The organism is Pseudomonas sp. RC3H12, from assembly GCF_018596375.1.
GTDB lineage: Bacteria > Pseudomonadota > Gammaproteobacteria > Pseudomonadales > Pseudomonadaceae > Aquipseudomonas.
Window position 1 is genome coordinate 1,524,113 of sequence record NZ_CP075595.1, and the last position, 24,100, is coordinate 1,548,212.

At 67.3% G+C, this 24,100-nt stretch carries 3 protein-coding genes; all 3 read left to right on the top strand.

Annotation, left to right across the window (positions count from 1 at the left end):
- Window positions 1-58: 58 nt before the first annotated feature.
- From KHO27_RS07145 to KHO27_RS07155, 3 genes are read left to right on the top strand one after another with little or no spacing between them, the layout of a single operon-like run.
- Window positions 59-3,463: a non-ribosomal peptide synthetase gene (locus KHO27_RS07145; protein WP_214501502.1), complete on the top strand. Its 3,405-nt coding sequence runs from the start codon at window positions 59-61 to the stop codon at window positions 3,461-3,463.
- The gene (locus tag KHO27_RS07150) at window positions 3,460-14,412 is read left to right on the top strand and encodes a non-ribosomal peptide synthetase (protein WP_214501503.1); all 10,953 of its coding nucleotides are present in this window, start codon (window positions 3,460-3,462) and stop codon (window positions 14,410-14,412) included. Before KHO27_RS07145 ends, KHO27_RS07150 begins: the two co-directional genes overlap by 4 nt.
- A gap of 15 nt (window positions 14,413-14,427) precedes the next feature.
- Entirely contained in the window at window positions 14,428-24,099 is a 9,672-nt protein-coding gene (locus KHO27_RS07155) for a non-ribosomal peptide synthetase (protein ID WP_214501504.1), read from the top strand.
- The last annotated feature ends 1 nt before the right edge of the window (window position 24,100 follow it).

The window sequence follows — 24,100 nt, forward strand, 5'->3', positions numbered from 1 at the left end:
TTCTTGTTGATGCGCCCGGACCTTCCGGCCGCGCCGCCGATCAGCAAGGACCCCACACATGAATGCCGCAGACGCCCAGAAACTTTCCCGCCGTTTCATCGAGTTGCCCCTGGACAAGCGTCGCTTGTTCCTCGAAGGGATGCGACGCGAGGGTATCGATTTCGCGCAGTTGCCCATGTCGTCCTGTGTCGGCCTGAGCGAGCGCGACGGCTTGTCCTACGCCCAGCAGCGCATGTGGTTCCTCTGGCAGCTGGAACCCCACAGTGCCGCCTACAACCTGCCGATGGCCGTGCGCCTGGAAGGCGAGCTGCAGGTCCAGGCACTGGAACGGGCCTTCACCTTGCTGGTCGGCCGCCACGAATGCCTGCGCACCACCTTCGCCCAGGACGGCGAGCGCGCCGTGCAGCGGGTAGCCGAGCCAACGCAGGTAGGCATCCAGCTGTTCGACCTGGCCGATCTGCCCGAAGCCACGCGCTGGGAGCGCGCGCACCAGCAGACGGCGGCCCAGGCGACCCAGGCCTTCGACCTCGAGCGCGGCCCGCTGTTCGGCATCGCCCTGCTGCGCCTGGCGCCCCAGGAGCATGTACTGCTGCTGACCTTGCATCACATCATCGCCGACGGCTGGTCGATGAACGTCCTGATCGACGAGTTCATGCGTAGCTACGACGCCCTGGTGGCGGGGCGCGAGCCTGCGCTGGCGGAAATCAAGGTGCACTACCGTGACTACGCGCTGTGGCAGCGCAGCTGGCTGGAGGCCGGTGAGCACGAGCGCCAGCTGGACTACTGGCGCGATCAGCTGGGCGACGAGCACCCGTTGCTGGAGCTGCCGACCGACCGGCCTTATCCGGCCCAGCCCAGCCATCTGGGCGAGCGCCTGGAGCTGGTGCTCGACGCTGGCCTGCGCGAAGATCTCAAGCAACTGGCCCAGCAGCACGGCGTGACGCTCTCCACGGTGCTGCTGGCGGTGTTCAAGACCCTGCTGTACCGCTACAGCGGGCAGGCCGACATCCGCGTCGGCGGCCTGATCGCCAACCGCAACCGCAGCGAAACCGAGGGGCTGGTCGGCTTCTTCGTCAATACCCAGGTGCTGCGCAGCCAGTTCACCGCGCAGACGCCGTTCAGCGACCTGCTGCGCAGCCTGCACCAGGCCTCGGTCGGTGCCCAGGCGCACCAGGACCTGCCGTTCGACGCGCTGATCGAAGCCCTGCAGCCCCAGCGCAGCCAAAGCCACACGCCGCTGTTCCAGGTGATGTTCAACCACCAGCCGCTGGTCACCGACCTCAAGGACGTGCGCCTGGACTGCGGACTGCGCGTGGGCTACCTGAGCGCCGAGCAACTGGCCGGCAGCCGCCGCCAGCATGCGGCCACCAGTGACCTGATGCTCGATACCCGCGAGGAGGGCGAGCAGGTGTTCGCCGCCTTCACCTATGCCACCGATATCTTCGATGAAACCACCATCAGTGCCGTGGCCGGCCACTGGCGCAACCTGCTGCGCGCGGTGTGCAACGATCCGCGCCAGCGCCTGGGCGAGCTGCCGATGCTGGCTGAGGCCGAGCGCCAGGCGTTGCTGTGCCCGGTGGCCGATGTGGCGCCGTGGGAGCCGGTGCAGCGCCTGTTCGAAACCCAGGCTGCGCGCAGCGGCGAGGCCCTGGCGCTGATCCTGGCCAATGGCGCCGAGGCGCCGTCGATGCGCTATGCCGAGCTCAACACCCGGAGCAATCGCCTGGCCCATTTCCTGCGTCGCCAGGGCGTTGGCCCCGACAGCCTGGTCGGCGTGGCCCTGGATCGCTCGCTGGACCTGGCCGTGGCCCTGCTGGCCGTGCTCAAGGCCGGTGGCGCTTATGTGCCGCTGGACCTCCAGGCACCGACCGAGCGCCTCGGCCATGTGCTCGAGGACAGCGGCCTGCAGTGGCTGTTGACCACTTCCGCGCAGTTGCCCGGCCTGCCGGCGCGGGAGGCAGTGCGCTGCCTGTGCCTGGACCAGCTGAAACTGGAAGACGAGCCGGTCGCTGACCTGCCGCTGACCGTCGTGCCCGACAACCTCGCCTATGTGATCTACACCTCCGGCTCCACCGGCCGGCCCAAGGGCGTGGCGATCAGCCACGGCGCCTTGAGCGAGTTCATCGCCCGCGCCATCGACTACAGCGACCTGCGCGAAGGCGACCGGGTGCTGCAGTTCGCCACCAGCAGCTTCGATGGTTTCGTCGAGCAGTTCTTCCCGCCGCTGTGCCATGGCGCCTGCGTGGTGCTGCGCGATACCCGCCTGTGGGACAGCGCCGCCCTGCACGAAGTGCTGATCGAGCACGGGGTGACTCTCGCCGACCTGCCGGCCGCCTACTGGTACTGGCTGGTGCAGGACTTCGCCGCGCGTCCGCCGGCCAGCTACGGCGCGCTGCGCCAGATCCACGTCGGCGGCGAGGCAATGGCGGTGGACGGGCTGCGCCTGTGGCAACTGGCCGGGCTCGGCCATGTGCGCCTGCTCAACACCTATGGCCCGACCGAGGCCACGGTGGTCTCGACCATTCACGACTGCACCGGGCTTGGCCATGAGGCAGTGTCCTGGCGTGGCATCCCCATTGGCCAGGGCCTGGCGCAGCGTCGCCTGTACATCCTCGATGATGACCTCGAACTGCTGCCCCAGGGCGCGGTGGGCGAGTTGTACATCGGCGGCCCGGGCCTGGCCCGTGGCTACCACGGCCAGCCGTCACTGACTGCCCAGCGCTTCGTCGCCGATCCGTTCGCCCAGGGCGAACGCCTGTACCGCACCGGCGACCGCGCGCGCCTGGGCAGCGATGGCGCCATCGAATACATCGGCCGCGTCGATCACCAGGTCAAGGTGCGCGGTTTCCGCATTGAACTCGGCGAGATCGAGGCGCGCCTGCAACAGTGCCCGGGGGTTCGCGAAGCGGTGGTGCTGGCGCTGCCGATGACCGGCGGCCTGCAACTGGTGGCCTATGTGGTGCCTGACGCCGCCGAACAGGATGCCGCCGAACAGGCGCGCTTGCGCCAGCAGGTACGCAGCCTGCTCAAGGCCCGCCTGCCCGAGTACATGGTGCCCGGCCACCTGCTGCTGTTGCCGCGCCTGCCCCTCACGCCCAGCGGCAAGCTGGACCGCAAAGCCCTGCCGGCGCCGGACCCTAGTGCGCTGCAGGCCGAGTACCGGGCGCCGCAGAGCGCCGTCGAGCAACAACTGGCGCAGATCTGGATGCAGGTGCTGAACGTGCCGAAGGTTGGCCTGGACGATCACTTCTTCGAACTCGGCGGGCACTCGTTGCTGGCCGCCCAGGTGCTGGCGCGGATCAAGGATCAGCTGGGCCTGGTGCTGCCATTGCGCAGCCTGTTCGAACAACCGGCGCTGGGTGACCTGGCCGCCGAGCTGGCGCGGCTGCAGGGCGGCGATACGGATGATGACTGGTCGGATATGGACGCGTTCCTGGGTTCCTTGGAAGGGGTTGAGGCATGAGTGGCAACATGGCGGTACGCATTGCGAAACGGTTCGTCAGCCTGCCCCTGGAGCAGCGCCGGCAGTTCCTCGCCAAGCTGCGTGAGGACGGCAAGGACTTCAGCCTGTTGCCGGTGGTCGAGTCCCGGCACGACTTCGCCAGCATTCCCTTGTCCTTCGCCCAGCAGCGCCTGCTGTTCCTCTGGCAGCTGGAGCCGCACAGCGCGGCGTACAACATGGCTGCTGGCCTGCGCCTGAGCGGCCGGCTCGATGTGTCAGCACTGCAGCGCTCATTCGACTACCTGGCGACGCGCCACGAGGCGCTGCGCACGGTGTTCCAGGTCGAGGGCGAACAGCCGCGCCAGGTGATCCTCGATCATCTGGCCGTGCCCCTGGAACAGGTCGACCTCACCGCCATCGCCACTGACCAGCGTGAGGCCGAGCTGGCCACGCGGGTGCGCGAGGCCAGTCACCAGTCGTTCGACCTGCTGCACGGCCCGCTGCTGCGTGCCACCCTGTACCGGCTGGCGGCCGAGGACTATGTGCTGCTGGTGTGCATGCACCACATCGTCTCCGACGGCTGGTCGATGGATGTGATGGTCAAGGAGTTCGTGCACAGCTACCAGGCGTTCAGCCAGGGCCAGGCGCCGCAGTTGCCGGCGCTGGCGGTGCAGTACGCCGACTACGCCATCTGGCAGCGCAGCTGGCTGGAGGCCGGGGAGGGCGAGCGCCAGCTCGACTACTGGCGCCAGCAGCTGGGCGAGGAGCAACCGCTGCTGGAGGTCGCCGCAGACTACCCGCGTCCACTGGCCCAGAGCTTCGATGGCCAGACCCTGGGCTTCGACTTTGGCGTCGAGCTGTCCCGACGCCTGGGCGGCTACGCCCGCGCCCAGGGCATGACCCTGTTCATGCTGGTGCTGACCGGTTTCTCGCTGTTCCTGTCGCGCCAGGCCGGGCAGCGCGATATCCGCATCGGCGTACCCAACGCCAACCGCGGCCGTGCCGAGGTCGAGGGGTTGATTGGCTTCTTCGTCAACACCCAGGTGCTGCGCTGCCAGGTGGACGAGCGCCTGAGCTTCGATGACCTGCTGGCCCAGGTGCGCGAAGCGGTGCTCGGCGCCCAGGCGCATCAGGAACTGCCGTTCGAGCAACTGGTGGACGCATTGGTGCCGGAGCGCAACCTCGGCCACAACCCGCTGTTCCAGGTCAAGTTCAACCAGAACGTCGGCATGCAGCGCCAGCGCTCGCTGGCCTTGCCGGGCCTGAGTGTCGCCGAGTACCCGTTGGATAAGGTCGGCACCCACTTCGACCTGGCGCTGGACATCACCGACGACGGCCAGCTGATCCATGGCGAAATGACCTTCGCCAGCGACCTCTACCAGCGTTCGACCGTAGAGGCCTTCATTCCGGCCTTCATCGAGTTGCTGGGCCTGCTGCTCGACGCCCCGCAGTTGCCGCTGCACCGCCTGGCCGCGCCGCTGCGCAGCGAGCAGGCGCCGCAGCGTGAGGTGCCGGCGCTGGTGCTGGAACACTGGCAGCAGCAGGTGCACCGGCAGCCCGAGGCGCTTGCCGCTTGCAGCCTGGAGCACAGCCTGAGCTTCGCCGCCCTGGACCAGGCCGCCAACCGCCTGGCCCATCACCTGCAACAGCAGGGTGTGGTCAGCGGCCAACCGGTTGCGGTGCTGATGGAGCGTTCGCTGGACTGGCTGACCTGCATGCTCGGTATCCTCAAGGCTGGCGCCGTGTACATGCCGCTGGACACCAAGGCGCCTGAAACGCGCCTGCGGCAGATGCTCGACGCCGCGCAAGCCAAGGTGCTGCTGTGTGCCGCCGGCGATGCGCGACTGGCCAGCCTGGCCGCCGCCGATCGCCTGACCTTGGCCTATGTCCCTGAACAATGGCAGGACCTGCCGGCCAACGCGCCGGCGCTCACGCTGTGGGCCGAATCGCCGGCCTATGTGATCCACACCTCCGGCTCCACTGGTCAGCCGAAGGGCGTACTGGTCAGCCATGGCGCCCTGGCCAGCTACGTCGCCGGCCTGCTCGAACGCCTGGCGCCTGCGCCGGGGGCGAGCATGGCGCTGGTCTCGACCATCGCCGCCGACCTGGGCTACACCGTGCTGTTCGGTGCCCTGTGTTCCGGATGCCTGCTGCATGTACTGCCCGAGGCGCTGGGCTTCGACCCGGACGCCTTCGCCCGCTACATGGCCGAACACCAGGTCGGCGTGCTGAAGATCGTCCCCGGCCACCTGGCGGCGTTGCTGCAAGCCGGCAACCCCGCCGATGTGCTGCCCGAGCATGCACTGATCGTCGGAGGCGAGGCCTGCACGCCAGCCCTGGTGGAGCAGGTACGCCGGCTCAAGCCGGGCTGCCGCCTGATCAACCACTATGGCCCGAGCGAGACCACGGTCGGCGTGCTGACCCATGAAGTGGCCGCGCTCGCCGAGGGCGCCCGTGCCGTGCCGGTGGGTGAGCCCTTGCCGGGCGCCCATGTGCTGCTGCTCGACGATGTGCTCAACCCGGTGGCCGATCAGGTCGCCGGTGAGCTGTACATCGGTGGCGCCAGCGTGGCCCAGGGTTACCTGGGCCAGCCGGGCCTGACCGCCGAACGCTTCCTGCCGGACCCGACGCGGCCTGGCCAGCGCTTGTACCGCAGTGGCGACCGGGTGCGGCGCAATCGTTCGGGCCAAGTGGAATTCATCGGCCGCGCCGACGACCAGGTCAAGGTGCGCGGTTATCGCGTTGAACCGGCCGAGGTGGGGCGGGTGCTGCGGGGGCTGGACGGGGTCGCCGAGGCGGTGGTCCTGGCGCAGCCGGTGGAAGGCGACGAAAGCCGTCTGCAACTGGTGGGCTGGTGCGTGGGCCAGGAGCTGCAGGGTGAAGCCTTGCGCCAGCAGCTGCAGGACCGGCTGCCGGACTACATGGTGCCGGCGCAGATCCTGGTCCTGGACCGCCTGCCGCTGACTGCCAACGGCAAGCTGGACAAGCGCGCCTTGCCGGCGCCGGGTGTCGCCCGGCGTCAGTACACCGCGCCGGTCGGCGAGATCGAAGAGGCCCTGGCGGCCATCTGGGCCGAGGTGCTCAAGCTCGACCAGGTCGGCAGCACCGACAACTTCTTCGAGCTGGGCGGCGACTCGATTCTCAGCCTGCAGATCATCGCCCGGGCCAAGCGCCAGGGCATCAAGCTCAGCCCCAAGCAGCTGTTCGAGAAGCAGACCATCGGCCAGCTGGCGGCGGTGGCCAAGCGCATCGAGAAAAAGGCCGTGGCGGTCGAGCAGGTCAGTGGTTCGATGCCACTGCTGCCGATCCAGGCACGCTTCTTCGAAACCGCTATCCCGGAGCGCCAGCACTGGAACCAGGCCCTGCTGCTCAAACCGACCCAGGCCCTTGGCGCTGACCACCTGCAAGGCGCATTGCAGGCGCTGGTCGCTCAGCACGACGCCTTGCGCCTGCGCTTCACCCAGGGCGAGGCCTGGCAGGCCGAATTCCAGCCCACCAAGGCCGACGATATCCTCTGGGTTCGTCAACTGAGTGACCTGGCCGAGCTGCCGGCCTTGGCCGAGCAGGCCCAGCGCAGCCTCGACCTGGCCCAGGGGCCGCTGCTGCGGGCGCTGCTGGTAGAACTGCCCGAGGGCCAGCAGCGCTTGCTGCTGGTGATCCACCACCTGGTGGTCGACGGTGTGTCCTGGCGGGTACTGCTGGAAGACCTGCAACTGGCCTACACGGCCCTGGCCGCCGGCAAGGCCGTGACGCTGGCAGCCAAGAGCAGCTCGCTCAAGGCCTGGGCCGAGCGCCTTGGCGCCTATGTCCGCAGCCCGGAACTGCTGGCCGAGGCCGAACACTGGCTGCGCGGCCTTGAAGCCGCTGGCGGCGAGTTGCCCTGCGATAACCCGGCGGGCGCCCAGACCACTCGTCACGTCGCTCATGCCTCGTCACGCCTGGACGCAACCTTGACCCGCAAGCTGCTGCAGGTGGCACCCGCCGCCTACCGCACCCAGGTCAACGACCTGCTGCTGGCGGCCTTGTCACGGGTACTGTGCGACTGGACCCGAGAGGATTCGGTACTGATCCAGCTCGAAGGCCACGGCCGCGAAGACCTGTTCCCGGAACTGGACCTCAGCCGCACCGTCGGCTGGTTCAGCAGCCTGTTCCCGGTACGCCTGGCACCGGCCCAAGGGCTTGGCGAGGGGCTGTGCGCAATCAAGGAACAACTGCGTTCGGTGCCGAACAAAGGCATCGGCTATGGTGTGCTGCGCTATCTCGGCGAGCCCGACCTGCGCGAGCGTCTGGCGGCATTGCCGCAGCCACGGGTGACCTTCAACTACCTGGGCCAGTTCGACGGCAGCTTCGCAGAGGTTGAGGGTGCCCTGTTCACCCCGGCCAGCGAAGGCAGTGGCGCCACCCAGGACCTGGACAGCCCGCTGGGCAACTGGCTCGGCATCAACGGCCAGGTCTACCAGGGCGAGCTGGAGCTGGACTGGAGCTTCAGCCGCGAGGTGTTCCATCCAGGGACCATCGAGGCCCTGGCGCGCCGCTACGAGCAGGTGCTGGCCGAGCTGGTTGAGCATTGCGCCCAGGCGCCGCACCAGGGCGTCACGCCATCGGACTTCCCACTGGCCGAGCTGACCCAGGCGCAACTGGACAGCTTGCCGCTGGCTGCGGGGGACATCGAAGACCTCTATCCGCTGTCGCCGATGCAGCAGGGCATGCTGTTCCATAGCCTCTACGAGCAGGACGCGGGCAACTACATCAACCAACTGCGCGTGAACGTGCAGGGGCTGGATGTGGCACGCTTCCGCGCGGCCTGGCAGGCGGTGGTGGACAATCACGAAGTGCTGCGCAGCTGCTTCCCGCAGGACCTGCCGTTGCCTGTGCAGGTGGTGCGGCGCCAGGTGCAGGTGCCGTTCGTCGAACTCGGCCAGGCCCAGGACCTGGACGCCGTGGCCCAGGCCGAGCGCCAGGCCGGCTTCGACCTGGCCAGCGGCCCGCTGCTGCGCCTGACACTGATCCGCACGGCTGACGGCGGCCATCACCTGATCTACACCAGCCACCATATCCTGATGGACGGCTGGAGCAGCTCGCGCCTGCTCGGCGAGGTGCTGCAGCGTTACAGCGGCGTCGCCCCGAGCGCCAGGACCAGCCGCTACCGCGACTATATCCAGTGGCTGCAAGGCCAGGACCAGCAGGCCAGCGAAACCTTCTGGCGCGCCCAGGTGGCCGAGCTGGACGAGCCAACGCGACTGGTACAGGCGTTCAAGTCCTCGGCCCAGGGGCGAGGCCATGGCAGCCTGGCGCTGCGCTTCGAACCGCAACAGACCCAGCAATTGGCGGACTTCGCCCGGGAACAGCGGGTCACCCTCAACACCCTGGTCCAGGCCGCGTGGCTGTTGCTGTTGCAACGCTACACCGGCCAGGCCAGCGTGGCCTTCGGCGCCACCGTGGCCGGCCGTCCGGCGGAGCTTGCGGGCGTCGAGGAGCAGCTGGGGCTGTTCATCAACACCTTGCCGGTGGTCGCCAGCCCACGCCCGGAACAGACCGTGGGCGACTGGGTGCAGCAGGTGCAGGCGCTGAACCTGGCCCTGCGCGAGCACGAGCACACGCCGTTGTACGAGATCCAGCGCTGGGCCGGCTGGAGTGGCGAGGCGCTGTTCGACAACATTCTGGTATTCGAGAACTACCCGGTCGCCGAGGCGCTGCAACAGGGCGCGCCGCAAGGCCTGCAGTTCGGCGAGGTGCAGAACCAGGAACAGACGAACTACCCGCTGACCCTGGTGGTGCAGGTGGGCGAGCGCCTGGAGGCGAGCTTCAGTTTCGATCGCCAGTGCTTCAGCGAGCTGGCCATCGACCAGCTGGCGGGGCACTTCCAGCACCTGCTCGCGCAGTTGGCGGCTGATGGTCAGCGTGCCCTGGGTGCGCTCAGCCTGCCGGTGGAAGACCAGCAGGTGGTTGCCAGCTATCCAAGTACGACTTGCACCCAGGAGCTGATCGAAGCGCAGGCGGCGCGCACGCCTGAAGCGATCGCCGTGACCTTCGCCGGGCAGGCGTTGAGCTATGACCAGCTTAACCGCCGTGCCAACTGCCTGGCACACAAGCTGCGCGCACAGGGCGTGGGGCCGGATGTGCTGGTGGGCATCGCGGTGGAGCGTGGTTTCGAGATGATTGTCGGCCTGCTGGCGATCCTCAAGGCCGGGGGCGCCTATGTGCCGCTGGATCCGGAATACCCGCAGGATCGCCTGAGCTACATGATGGAAGACAGCGGCATCGCACTGCTGCTGACTCAAGGCCATTTGCTGGGCGGCCTGCCGGTGCCGGCGCATGTGCGCAGCCTGTCTCTCGAAGATGATCTGGCTGGCTACAGCGACGAGAATCTGGAGCACCTGACCCAGCCGGACAATCTGGCCTATGTGATCTACACCTCGGGCTCGACCGGCAAGCCGAAAGGTACCTTGCTGCCGCACCACAATCTGCTGCGCCTGTTCAAGGCCACCGATGCCTGGTTCGGCTTTGGCCCGCAGGATGTCTGGACACTGTTCCACTCGTACGCCTTCGACTTCTCGGTGTGGGAGATCTTCGGTGCGCTGCTGCATGGCGGTCGTCTGGTGATCGTCCCGCGTGAAACCACCCGTTCGCCGGAAGACTTCCACCAGTTGCTGGTGGAGCAGGGCGTGACCGTGCTGAACCAGACCCCATCGGCATTCAAACCGCTGATGCGCGTGGTCTGTGACAGTGCATCCGACCTTTCGCTGCGCTACGTGATCTTCGGTGGCGAAGCCCTGGATGTAGCCGCTCTGCAACCGTGGTTCGAGCGCTTCGGCGAGGGCTGCGACAACCTGATCAACATGTACGGCATCACCGAGACCACCGTGCACGTGACCTACCGGCCGATCCGCTTTGCCGACACGCAACAGGCGGGCAGCCCGATCGGCGCGGCAATTCCGGACCTGTCGATGTACGTGCTGGACGCCGATTTCAATCCGGTGGCCAAGGGCTGCACGGGCGAGCTGCATGTCGGCCATGCCGGCCTGGCGCGGGGTTACCACAACCGTGCCTCGCTGACCGCCGAACGCTTCGTGCCGGACCCGTTCTCCAGCGAAGGCGGGCGCCTGTACCGCACCGGCGACCTGGCGCGTTACCGCGAACAGGGCGTGATCGAGTACGTGGGCCGGATCGACCATCAGGTGAAGATCCGTGGCTTCCGTATCGAACTGGGCGAGATCGAAGCGCGCCTGCAAGAGCATGCGGCGGTGCGTGAAGTGCTGGTGCTGGATATCGACGGGGCAGGGGGCAAGCAACTGGCCGCCTATCTGATTGCCCAGGACGCAAATGCAGACCACGCAACCCTGCGCGACACGTTGAAACAGCACCTGAAAGCCAACCTGCCGGACTACATGGTGCCGACGCACTTCCTGGTCTTGGATCAGTGGCCGCTGACCGCCAACGGCAAGCTGGACCGCAAGGCCCTGCCCAAGCCGGATGCCAGCCAGCTGCAACAGGGCTACGTGGCCCCACGCACGGCGCTGGAGCAGCAACTGGCGGCGATCTGGGCCGAGGTGCTCAAGGTCGAGCAAGTCGGCCTGCACGACAACTTCTTCGAGCTCGGCGGCCACTCGCTGCTGGCGACTCAGGTCACCTCGCGGATCCGCCAGCGCCTGAATGTGGAAGTGTCGCTGCGCATCCTGTTCGAGTCCGCCGACCTGCAAACCTTCGCCCAAGCCGCCGGCCAAGGTGCGGCCAGCCAGGCGCCAGCGTTCACCGTCGTGGACCGCAACCAGCCGTTGGCCTTGTCCTACGCCCAGCAACGCCAGTGGTTCCTCTGGCAGCTGGAACCGGCCAGCGCTGCCTACAACATCCCTTCGGCCCTGCGCCTGCAAGGCGAGCTGGATATCGAGGCACTGCGCAGCAGCTTCGCCGCGCTGATCGCCCGTCACGAAACCCTGCGCACCACCTTCCGCCAGCAGGGCGACAGTGCCGAGCAGGTGGTACATGCGCGGCTGGAAACGCCGCTGGACATCACCACGGCCGCCCTGGACGAAGCCGGCGTGCAGGCCTGGGTCGAGACCCAGGTGCGCCAGCCGTTCGACCTGCAACACGGCCCGCTGCTGCGCGCCCGCCTGCTGCGCCTGGCCGCCGACGAGCATGTGCTGGTGCTGGTCCTACACCATATCGTTGCCGACGGCTGGTCGATGCCGATCCTGGTCGATGAACTGGTGCGCGGCTATGAAAGCCATCTGCACGGTCAGGCCCCGCAACTGCCGGCGCTGGCCTTCCAGTACGCCGACTACGCGGCCTGGCAGCGCCAGTGGATGGAAGCCGGCGAGCAACAGCGCCAGCTCGACTACTGGCAGGCGCGCCTGGGCAGCACCCAGCCGATCCTCGAACTGGCCACCGATCGCCCGCGCCCTGTGGTGCAGCAGTATGAGGGTGCGCGCCTGCCGGTGGACCTCGAGCCAAGCCTGGTTGCCCAGCTCAAGACGCTGGCCGGGCAGCATGACGTGACCCTGTTCATGCTCCTGCTGGCCTCGTTCCAGGCCTTGCTGCATCGCCACAGCGGCCAGTCGGACATCCGTGTCGGCGTGCCGGTGGCCAACCGCACCCGGGCCGAGACCGAAGGCCTGATCGGCTTCTTCGTCAACACCCAGGTGCTGGATGCGCGCTTCCAGCCGCAGATTCGTTTCGACGAACTGCTGCAACAGGTCAAGCACACCGCCCTGGGCGCCCAGGCGCATCAGGAGCTGCCCTTCGAGCAATTGGTCGAAGCCCTGCAGCCCGAGCGCAGCCTGAGCCACAGCCCGCTGTTCCAGGTGATGTTCAACCACCAGACCCAGGTGCTGGGTGAATCCCGCGTACTTGCGGGCCTCAGCCTGCAGGGGCTGGTGTCGGACAAGCAGACCGCACAGTTCGACCTGACCCTGGACACTGCCGAACACGAAGGCGGCCTGAGCGCGACCCTGACCTACGCTACCAGCCTGTTCGAGCCGGCGACCGTAGCGCGCATGGCCGAGCACTGGCGCAACCTGTTGCAGGGCATCTGCCAGGACGCCGGGCAGCGCGTCGCCGAACTGCCGTTGCTGAGCCGCGAGGAGCGCGAGCGCACCCTGTACGCCTGGAACGACAGCGCCGCCGACTACCCGCGCGGGCAGACCGTCCAGCAGCTGATCGAGGCACAGGCTGCCCGCACGCCGCAGGCCGTCGCCGCGGTGCTGGGCGAGCAGTCGCTGAGCTACGCGCAACTGAACCAGCGCGCCAACGCCCTGGCCCACCACCTGCGCAGCTTGGGCGTCGGCCCCGATGTGCTGGTGGGGATCGCGGTGGAGCGCAGCCTGGACATGCTTGTCGGCCTGCTGGCGGTGCTCAAGGCCGGTGGCGCCTACGTGCCGCTGGACCCGCAGTTCCCCGAGGACCGCCTGGCCTACATGATGGAGGACAGCGGCATCGCGCTGCTGCTGACTCAGTCCAGCCTGGTGCAACGCCTGCCGGTCCCGCCGCAGGTGCGCTGCCTGTGCCTGGACCAGGCGCAGCCGGGCGAGTACAGCCAGGACAACCCGCGCCCGCTGGCGCACCCGGAAAACCTCGCCTATGTGATCTACACCTCCGGCTCCACCGGCAAGCCCAAGGGCGTGACCATCCGCCACGACGCGCTGGTCAACTTCCTCTGCAGCATGGCGCGCCAGCCGGGTATCGATGCTCATGACAAGGTGCTGTCGCTGACCTCGCTGTCGTTCGACATCGCCGGCCTCGAGCTGTACCTGCCGTTGCTGCGCGGTGCCTGCGTGGTGCTGCTGGGCGAACAGGTGAACAAGGACCCGCAGGCGTTGCTGGCGGTGATCCAGGCCCGGGCGGTCAGCGTCGTCCAGGCCACCCCGTCGACCTGGCGCATGCTGCTGGACGCCGCGGCGCCCGGCGCCTTTGCCGGCAAGAAGGTGCTGTGCGGCGGCGAGGCACTGAGCGCCGAGCTGGCCCAGCGCCTGATCGCCCAGGCCGGGCATGTGTGGAACGTCTACGGCCCGACCGAGACCACCATCTGGTCGGCCTGCCATTACCTGACCGACAGCGACGACGTGTGGCTGGGACGGCCGCTGGCCAACACCCGCCTGCACGTGCTCAGCGACGAGCTCGACGTGCTGCCGCAAGGGGCGCGTGGCGAGTTGCTGATCGGCGGCGACGGCTTGGCGCGGGGCTACCACAACCGCCCGGGCCTGACCGCCGAGCGTTTCGTCCCGGACCCGTTCGCCAGCGAGCCGGGCGCGCGCCTGTATCGCACCGGCGACCTGACCCGCTACCGCGAGGACGGGGTGATCGAGTACGTCGGGCGCCTGGACCACCAGGTGAAGATCCGTGGCTTCCGTATCGAACTGGGCGAGATCGAGGAGCGCCTGCTGTTGCATCCGGCGATCCGCGAGGCCGCGGTGATCGATATCAATGGCCCGGCCGGCAAGCAGCTGGCCGCCTACCTGGTGCTGCACGATGCGCAGCAAAGCGTGGAAGCGCTGCGCGGCGAGCTGCGTGCGCACCTGAAAGCCGGCCTGCCGGACTACATGGTGCCGAACCATCTGGTAGGCCTGGCGCGCATGCCGCAGACCCCCAACGGCAAGCTCGACCGCAAGGCCCTGCCGCTGCCGGATGCCAGCCAGTTGCAGGCAGCCCACGTGGCACCGGTCACGGAGCTGGAGCGCAAGCTGGCGGCGATCTGGGCCGAGGTGCTGCAGGTCGAGCGGGTGGGCCTGCAGGACAACTTCTTCGACCTCGGCGGGCACTCGCTGCTGATCGTCCAGGTGATCGGCCGGGTGCGCGAGCAACTGGGCGTCGACCTGAGCCTCAACGAGCTGTTCGAGCAGGCCACGCTGGCCGACTTCAGCCAGGTGGTGGAGCGCAAGTCGGGGCAGGTCGCCAACGCCCATGACGAGCTGACTAAATCCTTGGAGGCCTTGAAACGTCTTACTGCACAGGAAATAGATAATCTGATCGCTTAGCGGGAGACATTCAAAGTGCAAGAGCTGCTCGACTCCGTAAAGTCGCTGTCCACCAGGGAGCGCAAGGCATTGGCAGCCTTGCTCAAGCGCCAGGGTGTCAACCTCTACGGGGTCACCCCGATCTTCAGAAGGGACTCGGCGGACGGGGCAGCGCTTTCCTATGCACAGCAGCGCCAGTGGTTCCTCTGGCAGCTCGACCCGCACAGCGCCGCCTACAACATCCCGGCGGCGCTGCGGCTCAAGGGCACGCTGGATGTCGAGGCGTTGCAGCGCAGCTTCGACAGCCTGGTGGCGCGCCACGAAACCCTGCGCACTACCTTCCGCCAGGAAGGTGACGGCGCGCTGCAGATCGTCCATCCGCCAATGCCCGTGGCGCTGGCGGTGGAGCCCTTCGTGCCTGCGGATTCGACGGACCTGCAGGCAGCCACCCACGCGCGGGTAGAGGCCGAGGTGCAGCAGCCGTTCGACCTGGAGCATGGTCCGTTGCTGCGGGTCAGGCTGCTGGTGCTGGGGCCTGAAGAGCATGTGCTGATCCTGACCGTGCACCATATCGTTTCCGATGGCTGGTCCACGCCGATCCTGGTGGACGAGCTGATCCGCCTGTACGAGGGCTTGCGCCTGGGCGCGCCGGTAACCCTGGCCGAGCTGCCGATCCAGTACGCCGACTACGCCCTGTGGCAGCGCGACTGGATGGAGGCGGGCGAGCAGGAGCGCCAGCTCGGTTACTGGCGCGAGCAACTGGCGGGCGAGCAGCCGCTGCTGGAACTGCCTGTCGACCGCCCGCGGCCGTCGGTGCAGAGCTTCCAGGGCGCACGCCTGGCCATCGATATCGATGCCTCCCTGGCGCAGGGGCTCAAGGCCCTGGCGCGCCAGCAGGGGGTGACCCTGTTCATGCTGTTGCTGGCCTCCTTCCAGACCCTGCTGCACCGCTACAGCGGGCAGGTCGATATCCGTGTCGGCGTGCCGGTGGCCAACCGTACCCGTGCCGAAACCCAAGGGCTGATCGGCTTCTTCGTCAACACCCAGGTGCTCAAGGCCGAGTTCGCGCCGCAGACCACCTTTGCCGCGTTGCTGCAGCAGGTGCGTGAAACCTCGCTGCAGGCCCAGGCGCACCAGGACCTGCCGTTCGAGCAACTGGTCGAGGCGCTGCAGCCCGAACGCAGCATGAGCCACAACCCGCTGTTCCAGGTGCTGTTCAACCACCAGGCCGAAAGCCCGGGCATGGTCCGTGAGCTGGGCGGGTTGCAGGTCGAGGGCTTGAGCTGGGAAGCGCAGACCACCCAGTTCGACCTGATCCTCAACACGGCCGAGCACGAGGGTGGGCTGATTGCGGCGTTCACCTATGCCACCTCGCTGTTCGATGCGGCCACGGTCGAGCGCATCGGCCGGCATTGGCGCAACTTGTTGCAGGGCATCTGTGCGGATCACGCCCAGCGTGTGGCGCAGTTGCCGTTGCTCGATGCGGCAGAGCTGGGGGCGTGGACGGCTGATGTGCAGCGTTACCCGAGTACCGAATGCGCCCATGCGCTGATCGAGCAGCAGGCGGCGCGCACGCCTGAAGCGATCGCCGTGACCTTCGCCGGGCAGGCGCTGAGCTACGACCAGCTCAACCGCCGTGCCAACCGCCTGGCGCACAAATTGCGTGAGCAGGGCGTGGGGCCGGATGTGCTGGTGGGCATCGCCGTGGAGCGCGGGTTCGAGATGATCGTCGGCCTGCTGGCGATCCTCAAGGCCGGGGGCGCCTATGTGCCGCTGGATCCGGAGTACCCGCAGGATCGCCTGAGCTACATGATGGAGGACAGCGGCATTCAGTTGCTGCTGACTCAAGGCCATCTGCTGGCCGGGCTGCCGGTGCCGGCGCACGTGCGCAGCCTGTCTCTCGAAGATGATCTGACCGGCTATAGCGACGAAAACCCCGAGCACCTGACCCAGCCAGACAACCTGGCCTATGTGATCTACACCTCGGGCTCGACCGGCAAGCCAAAAGGCACGCTGCTGCCGCACCACAACCTGCTGCGCCTGTTCAAGGCGACGGACGCCTGGTTTGGCTTTGATGCGCAGGATGTGTGGACGCTGTTCCACTCGTACGCCTTCGACTTCTCGGTGTGGGAGATCTTCGGTGCGCTGCTGCATGGCGGTCGTCTGGTGATCGTGCCGCGTGAGGTGACCCGCTCGCCGGAGGACTTCCACAAGTTGCTGGTGGAGCAGGGCGTGACCGTGCTGAACCAGACCCCGTCGGCGTTCAAGCCGCTGATGCGCGTGGCCTGTGACAGCACTGCCGATCTGGCGCTGCGCTACGTGATCTTCGGCGGCGAAGCCCTGGATCTGGCCGCTTTGCAGCCATGGTTCGAGCGCTTCGGCGAAGAGTGCGACAACCTGATCAACATGTACGGCATCACCGAGACCACGGTGCACGTGACCTACCGGCCGATCCGTTTTGCCGACACGCAACAGGCGGGCAGCCCGATCGGTGCGGCGATTCCGGACCTGTCGATGTACGTGCTGGACGCCGATTTCAATCCGGTGGCCAAGGGCTGCACGGGCGAGCTGCATGTCGGCCATGCCGGCCTGGCGCGGGGTTACCACAACCGTGCCTCGCTGACCGCCGAACGTTTCGTGCCGGACCCGTTCTCCAGCGAAGGCGGGCGCCTGTACCGCACCGGCGACCTGGCGCGTTACCGTGAGCAGGGCGTGATCGAGTACGCGGGGCGGATCGACCATCAGGTGAAGATCCGCGGCTTCCGTATCGAACTGGGCGAGATCGAAGCGCGCCTGCAAGAGCATGCGGCGGTGCGTGAAGTGCTGGTGCTGGATATCGACGGGGCAGGGGGCAAGCAACTGGCGGCCTACCTGATCGCTCAAGATTCATCAGCCGACCATGCAACCCTGCGTGACACGCTGAAACAGCACCTCAAAGCCAACCTGCCGGACTACATGGTGCCGACGCACTTCCTGGTCTTGGACCAGTGGCCATTGACCGCCAACGGCAAGCTGGACCGCAAGGCCCTGCCGAAGCCGGATGCCAGCCAACTGCGACAGGGCTACGTGGCCCCACGTACGGCGCTGGAGCAGCAACTGGCGGCGATCTGGAGCGAGGTGCTGAAGGTCGAGCAGGTCGGCTTGCACGACAACTTCTTCGAGCTCGGCGGCCACTCATTGCTGGCTACCCAAGTGACCTCGCGCATCCGCCAGCGCCTGAATGTGGAAGTGTCGCTGCGCAGCCTATTCGAATCCGCCGACCTGCAGGCCTTCGCCCAAGCCGCCGGCCAAGGTGCGGCCAGCCAGGCGCCAGCGTTCACCGTCGTGGACCGCAACCAGCCGTTGGCCTTGTCCTACGCCCAGCAACGCCAGTGGTTCCTCTGGCAGCTGGAACCGGCCAGCGCTGCCTACAACATCCCTTCGGCCCTGCGCCTGCAAGGCGAGCTGGATATCGAGGCACTGCGCAGCAGCTTCGCCGCGCTGATCGCCCGTCACGAAACCCTGCGCACTACCTTCCATCAGGAAGGCGAACAGGCCTGGCAACGGATCCATGTCGCAGGTGATTTCGACCTGCCGGTCGAGACGGTGGCGAGCGAGGCGCTTCAGGCGCGAGTTGCGCAGGAGACCGCGCAGCCGTTCGACCTGGAGCACGGCCCGTTGCTGCGTGCCCGCCTGCTGCGCCTGGCCGCCGACGAGCATGTGCTGGTCCTGACCCTGCACCATATCGTCGCCGATGGTTGGTCGATGCCGATCATGGTCGATGAAGTGGTGCGTCTGTATGCCGGGTACCGTCAGGGCGCCGAGGCGCAACTGCCGGCCCTGGCGTTCCAGTACGCGGATTATGCTGCCTGGCAGCGCCAGTGGATGGCGGCGGGCGAGCAGGCGCGCCAGCTCGACTACTGGCGTCAGCAACTGGGCGAGGAGCAACCGGTGCTGGAGTTGCCTGCCGACCGCCCACGCCCGTTGCAGCTGAGTCATGCCGGGGCACGCCTGGATATCCGCCTGGAGCCGGAACTCGCCGAGGCGCTGAAAGACACCGCACGGCAACAGGGCGTGACCCTGTTCATGCTGTTGCTGGCCTCGTTCCAGGTGCTGCTGCACCGCCTCAGTGGTCAATCGCAGGTGCGCGTCGGCGTCCCGGTCGCCAACCGCAACCGGGCCGAGACCGAGGGCCTGATCGGCTTCTTCGTCAACACCCAGGTGCTCAAGGCTGAGTTCGCGCCGCAGACCACCTTCGCCGGATTGCTGCAACAGGTCCGGCACACCGCCGTGCAGGCCCAGGCGCACCAGGACCTGCCGTTCGAGCAACTGGTCGAGGCGCTGCAACCCGAACGCAGCCTGAGCCACAGCCCACTGTTCCAGGTGCTGTTCAACCACAAGGCGGAAAACCCCGGCATGGCCCAGGAACTGGCCGGGCTGCGGATCGAGGGGCTGGGTTGGGAAGACCGCAGCACCCAGTTCGACCTGGTCCTGAACACGGTCGAGCACGACGCGGGGTTGAACGCCATCCTGACCTACGCCACTGCATTGTTCGATCCGGCCACTGCCGAGCGTCTGGGTAGGTACTGGCGCAATCTGTTGCAGGGCATCTGCCAGGACAGCGCCCAACGCGTGGCGCAGTTGCCATTGCTCGATGCGCTCGAGTTGGAGGAGTGGCAAGCGAATGTGCGGCGTTACCCAAGCACCGAGTGCGCTCACGCGCTGATCGAGCAGCAGGCGGCGCGTACGCCTGAAGCGATCGCCGTGACCTTTGCCGGGCAGGCGCTGAGTTATGACCAGCTCAACCGCCGTGCCAACCGCCTGGCGCACAAGCTGCGCGAGCAGGGCGTGGGGCCGGATGTGCTGGTGGGCATCGCGGTGGAGCGTGGTTTCGAGATGATCGTCGGCCTGCTGGCGATCCTCAAGGCCGGTGGCGCCTATGTGCCGCTGGATCCGGAGTATCCGCAGGACCGCCTGAGCTACATGATGGAGGACAGCGGCATCGCACTGCTGCTGACTCAAGACCATTTGCTGGCCGACCTGCCGGTGCCGGCGCATGTGCGCGGCTTGAAGCTGGAAGATGATCTGGCCGGCTACAGCGACGAAAACCCCGAGCACCTGACCCAGCCGGACAACCTGGCCTATGTGATCTACACCTCGGGCTCCACCGGCAAGCCAAAAGGCACCTTGCTGCCACACCACAACCTGCTGCGTCTGTTCAATGCCACCGATGCCTGGTTCGGCTTCGGCCCGCAGGATGTGTGGACGCTGTTCCACTCGTACGCCTTCGATTTCTCGGTGTGGGAGATCTTCGGTGCGCTGCTGCATGGCGGCCGCCTGGTGATCGTCCCGCGTGAAACTACCCGTTCCCCGGAAGACTTCCACCAGTTGCTGGTGGAGCAGGGCGTGACCGTGCTCAACCAGACCCCATCGGCGTTTAAACCGCTGATGCGTGTGGCCTGTGACAGCACTGCCGATCTGGCGCTGCGCTACGTGATCTTCGGCGGCGAAGCCCTGGATGTGGCTGCACTGCAGCCATGGTTCGAGCGCTTCGGCGAGGATTGCGACAACCTGATCAACATGTACGGCATCACCGAGACCACGGTGCACGTGACGTACCGGCCGATCCGCTTCGCCGACACGCAACAGGCGGGCAGCCCGATCGGTGCGGCGATTCCGGACCTGTCGATGTATGTGCTGGACGCTGACTTCAATCCGGTGGCCAAGGGCTGCACCGGCGAGTTGCATGTCGGCCATGCCGGCTTGGCGCGCGGTTACCACAACCGTGCCTCGCTGACCGCCGAGCGCTTCGTGCCGGACCCGTTCTCCAGTGAGGGCGGACGCCTGTACCGCACCGGCGACCTGGCGCGTTACCGCGAACAGGGCGTGATCGAGTACGTGGGCCGTATCGACCATCAGGTGAAGATTCGTGGCTTCCGTATCGAACTGGGCGAGATCGAAGCACGCCTGCAAGAACATGCGGCGGTGCGTGAAGTGCTGGTGCTGGATATCGACGGGGCAGGGGGCAAGCAACTGGCGGCCTACCTGATCGCTCAAGATCCAGCTGCCGATCATGCGGCCCTGCGTGACACGCTGAAACAGCACCTCAAAGCCAACCTGCCGGACTACATGGTGCCGACGCACTTCCTGGTCTTGGCGCAGTGGCCACTGACCGCCAACGGCAAGCTGGACCGCAAGGCCTTGCCCAAGCCGGACGCCAGCCAGCTGCAACAAGGCTACGTGGCTCCGCGCACGGAACTGGAACAGCAACTGGCGGCGATCTGGGCCGAGGTGCTGAAGGTCGAGCAGGTCGGCTTGCACGACAACTTCTTCGAGCTTGGCGGCCACTCGTTGCTGGCCACCCAGGTCACCTCGCGCATCCGCCAGCGCCTGAATGTGGAAGTGTCGCTGCGCAGCCTGTTCGAGTCCGCCGACCTGCAGGCCTTCGCCCAGGCCGCAGGCGAGGGTGCAGCCAGCCAGGCCCCCGCCATTACCGTGGCGGATCGCAACCAGCCGCTGGTGCTGTCGTACGCCCAGCAGCGTCAGTGGTTCCTCTGGCAACTGGAGCCGGATAGCGCCGCCTATCACATCCCTGCAGCCTTGCAACTGAAGGGGCGGCTGAACCCCGAAGCGTTGCGTCAGGCCTTCGAGAGCCTGATCGCTCGCCATGAGAGCCTGCGCACCACCTTCGATCAGCAAGGTGGCGAGGCGCAGCAGCGTATCCACGCGCCCGCGACGTTCACCCTGGTCATGGAATCGCTGCAGGACACCTCCACCGAGGCGGTCCGCGAGCGCGTGGCTCGTGAGATCCAGTGCCCGTTCGACCTGACCCAGGGGCCGCTGCTGCGAGTACGCCTGTTGCGCCTGGCCGAGGACGATCACGTGCTGGTGCTGACCCTGCATCACATCGTCGCCGATGGCTGGTCGATGCCGATCATGGTCGATGAAGTGGTCGACGCCTACCTGGCCTTGAGCCAGGGCCGGCAACCCGAACAGCCGGCCTTGCCGGTGCAGTACGCCGACTATGCCGTCTGGCAGCGCCAGTGGATGGAGGCCGGCGAGCAGGCCCGCCAGCTGGACTACTGGCTGGCGCAGCTGGGCGGCGAGCACTATGTGCTGCAACTGCCCACCGATCATCCACGGCCCACTGTGCAAAGCCACGCCGGTCGCAGCCTCGCCATCGAGGTACCGGCGCCGCTGGTCCAGGCTTTGAAGGCGCAGGCGCGCCAGCAAGGGGTGACGCTGTTCATGCTGCTGCTGGCTTCGTTCCAGAGCTTGCTGCACCGCCAGACCGGGCAGGCCGACATCCGTGTCGGCGTGCCGATCGCCAACCGCACCCGGGCTGAGACCGAAGGCTTGATCGGCTTCTTCGTCAACACCCAGGTGCTCAAGGCGCAGTTCGAGCTGCACACGACCTTCAGCGCGTTGCTGCAACAGGTCAAGCACGCCGCCTTGCAGGCCCAGGCGCACCAGGATCTGCCGTTCGAGCAACTGGTCGAAGCGCTGCAGCCGGAGCGCAGCCTGAGCCACAACCCGCTGTTCCAGGTGATGTTCAACCACCAGGCCCAACGCTCGGACCAGGGGCGCGAACTGCCTGGGCTGAGCATCGAAGGCCTGAGCTGGGGCAACCCCACGGCGCACCTCGACCTTGCCCTGGATACTTTCGAAAGCGAGGACGGCCTCGGCGCGACCCTGACCTACGTCAGCGACCTGTTCGAGCACGCCACCATCGAGCGCATGGCCGCGCACTGGCTCAACCTGTTGCAGGCAGTCAGCACCCAGCCTGCCCAGCGGATCGTCGAGCTGCCGCTGCTCGATGAGGCGCAGCGCCAGGTCATCCTCGGGCAGTGGAGCCGCCACGAGGCGGTCTACCCTGACCAGCGCACCGTGCAGCAGCTGATCGCCGACCAGGCCGCGCGTACCCCGCACGCCACGGCGCTGATCTGCGAAGGGCAGCAGCTCACCTACCAGGCCCTGGACCTGCGCGCCAACCAGCTGGCCCATTGCCTGCGCGAGGCGGGCATCGGCCCGGACGTACGCGTGGGCATCGCCCTGCCGCGCAGCCTGGACATGGTGGTCGGCCTGCTGGGCGTGCTCAAGGCCGGCGGCGCCTATGTGCCGCTGGACCCCGACTACCCGCACGAGCGCCTGGCCTACATGATGGAGGACAGCGGCATTGCCCTGTTGCTTGGCCACAGCGCCCAGTTGCAAGCCCTGGCGGTGGCACCGCAGGTGCGCAGCCTGTGCCTGGACAGCGAGCCGCTCGATGCCTGGCCGAGCCATGCGCTGCCGGCGCTGGGCGACCCCGACAACCTGGCGTACATCATGTACACCTCCGGCTCCACCGGGCGCCCCAAGGGCGTCGGCATCAGCGCTGCGGCGCTGAGCCGACATGCCCATGTCGCCCAGGGTTTCTGCGGCCTGTCGGCGGCCGACCGGGTGCTGCAGTTCTCCACCTTCAACTTCGACGCCTTCGTCGAGCAGCTCTACCCGGCGCTGATCTGCGGCGCCAGCGTGGTGCTGCGCGGCCCGACGCTGTGGGACAGCGAGACCTTCTACCGTGAAGTGGTGACCCAGGGCATCACCTTCGCCGACCTGCCGACCGCCTACTGGTATCTGCTGGCCAAGGACTTCGCGGCCAAGGGGCCGCGCGACTATGGTTCGCTGCGGCGCATCCACATGGGGGGCGAGGCCATGGCCGCCGATGGCGTGCTGGCCTGGCAACAGGCCGGGCTAGGCCATGTGCGGCTGCTCAACACCTACGGGCCGACCGAGGCCACCGTCAGCGTCATGAGCCACGACTGCAGCGCCTATGTCACCGGCGAGCAACCCCTGCCGGTGCAGATCCCGATCGGCAAGGCCCTGGGCGGTCGCTCGATCCACCTGGTGGACGCCGATGCCGACCTGGCCCTGCCGGGCGCCATCGGTGAACTGCTGGTCGGTGGCGAGCTGCTCGCCCGCGGCTATCACAATCGTCCGGGGCTGACCGCCGAACGCTTTATCCCCGACCCGTTCGCGACAACGCCGGGCGGGCGCCTGTACCGCACCGGCGACCTGGCACGCTATCGCGAGCACGGCGTGGTGGAGTACGCCGGGCGTATCGACCATCAGGTGAAGATTCGCGGCTTCCGTATCGAGCTGGGCGAAATCGAGGCGCGCCTGCGCGAGCACCCGGCGGTGCGCGAGGTACTGGTGGTCGATATCGATGGCCCCGGCGGCAAGCAACTGGCGGCCTACCTGGTACCCAACACCATGCCCGAGGCCGAGGACGCCCTGCGCGCCGAGCTGAAGGCGCACCTGGGCGCCAGCCTGCCGGACTACATGGTGCCGATGTACCTGGTGCTGCTCGAACGCATGCCGTTGCTGCCCAACGGCAAGCTCGACCGCAAGGCACTGCCGGCCCCCGATACCCGCCAGTCGCAGCCGGCCTACGTGGCCCCGGTCAGTGAACTGGAACAGCAGTTGGCGGCGCTCTGGGCCGAGGTGCTGCAGGTCGAGCGGGTGGGCCTGGGCGATGACTTCTTCGAGCTGGGCGGGCACTCGCTGCTGGCGGCCCAGCTGATTTCCAAGATCAACTCGGGCCTGGGCATCGACATCCCCCTGCGCCTGCTATTCGAGAAACCGCAATTGAATGATTTTGCCCAGGCCTGTGCCAGCACCGGCTTGTCGTTGAGCGAGGACGGCTTGTCCGATATCGAAAGAATGATGAATGAAATGGCGGGCGTCTGAG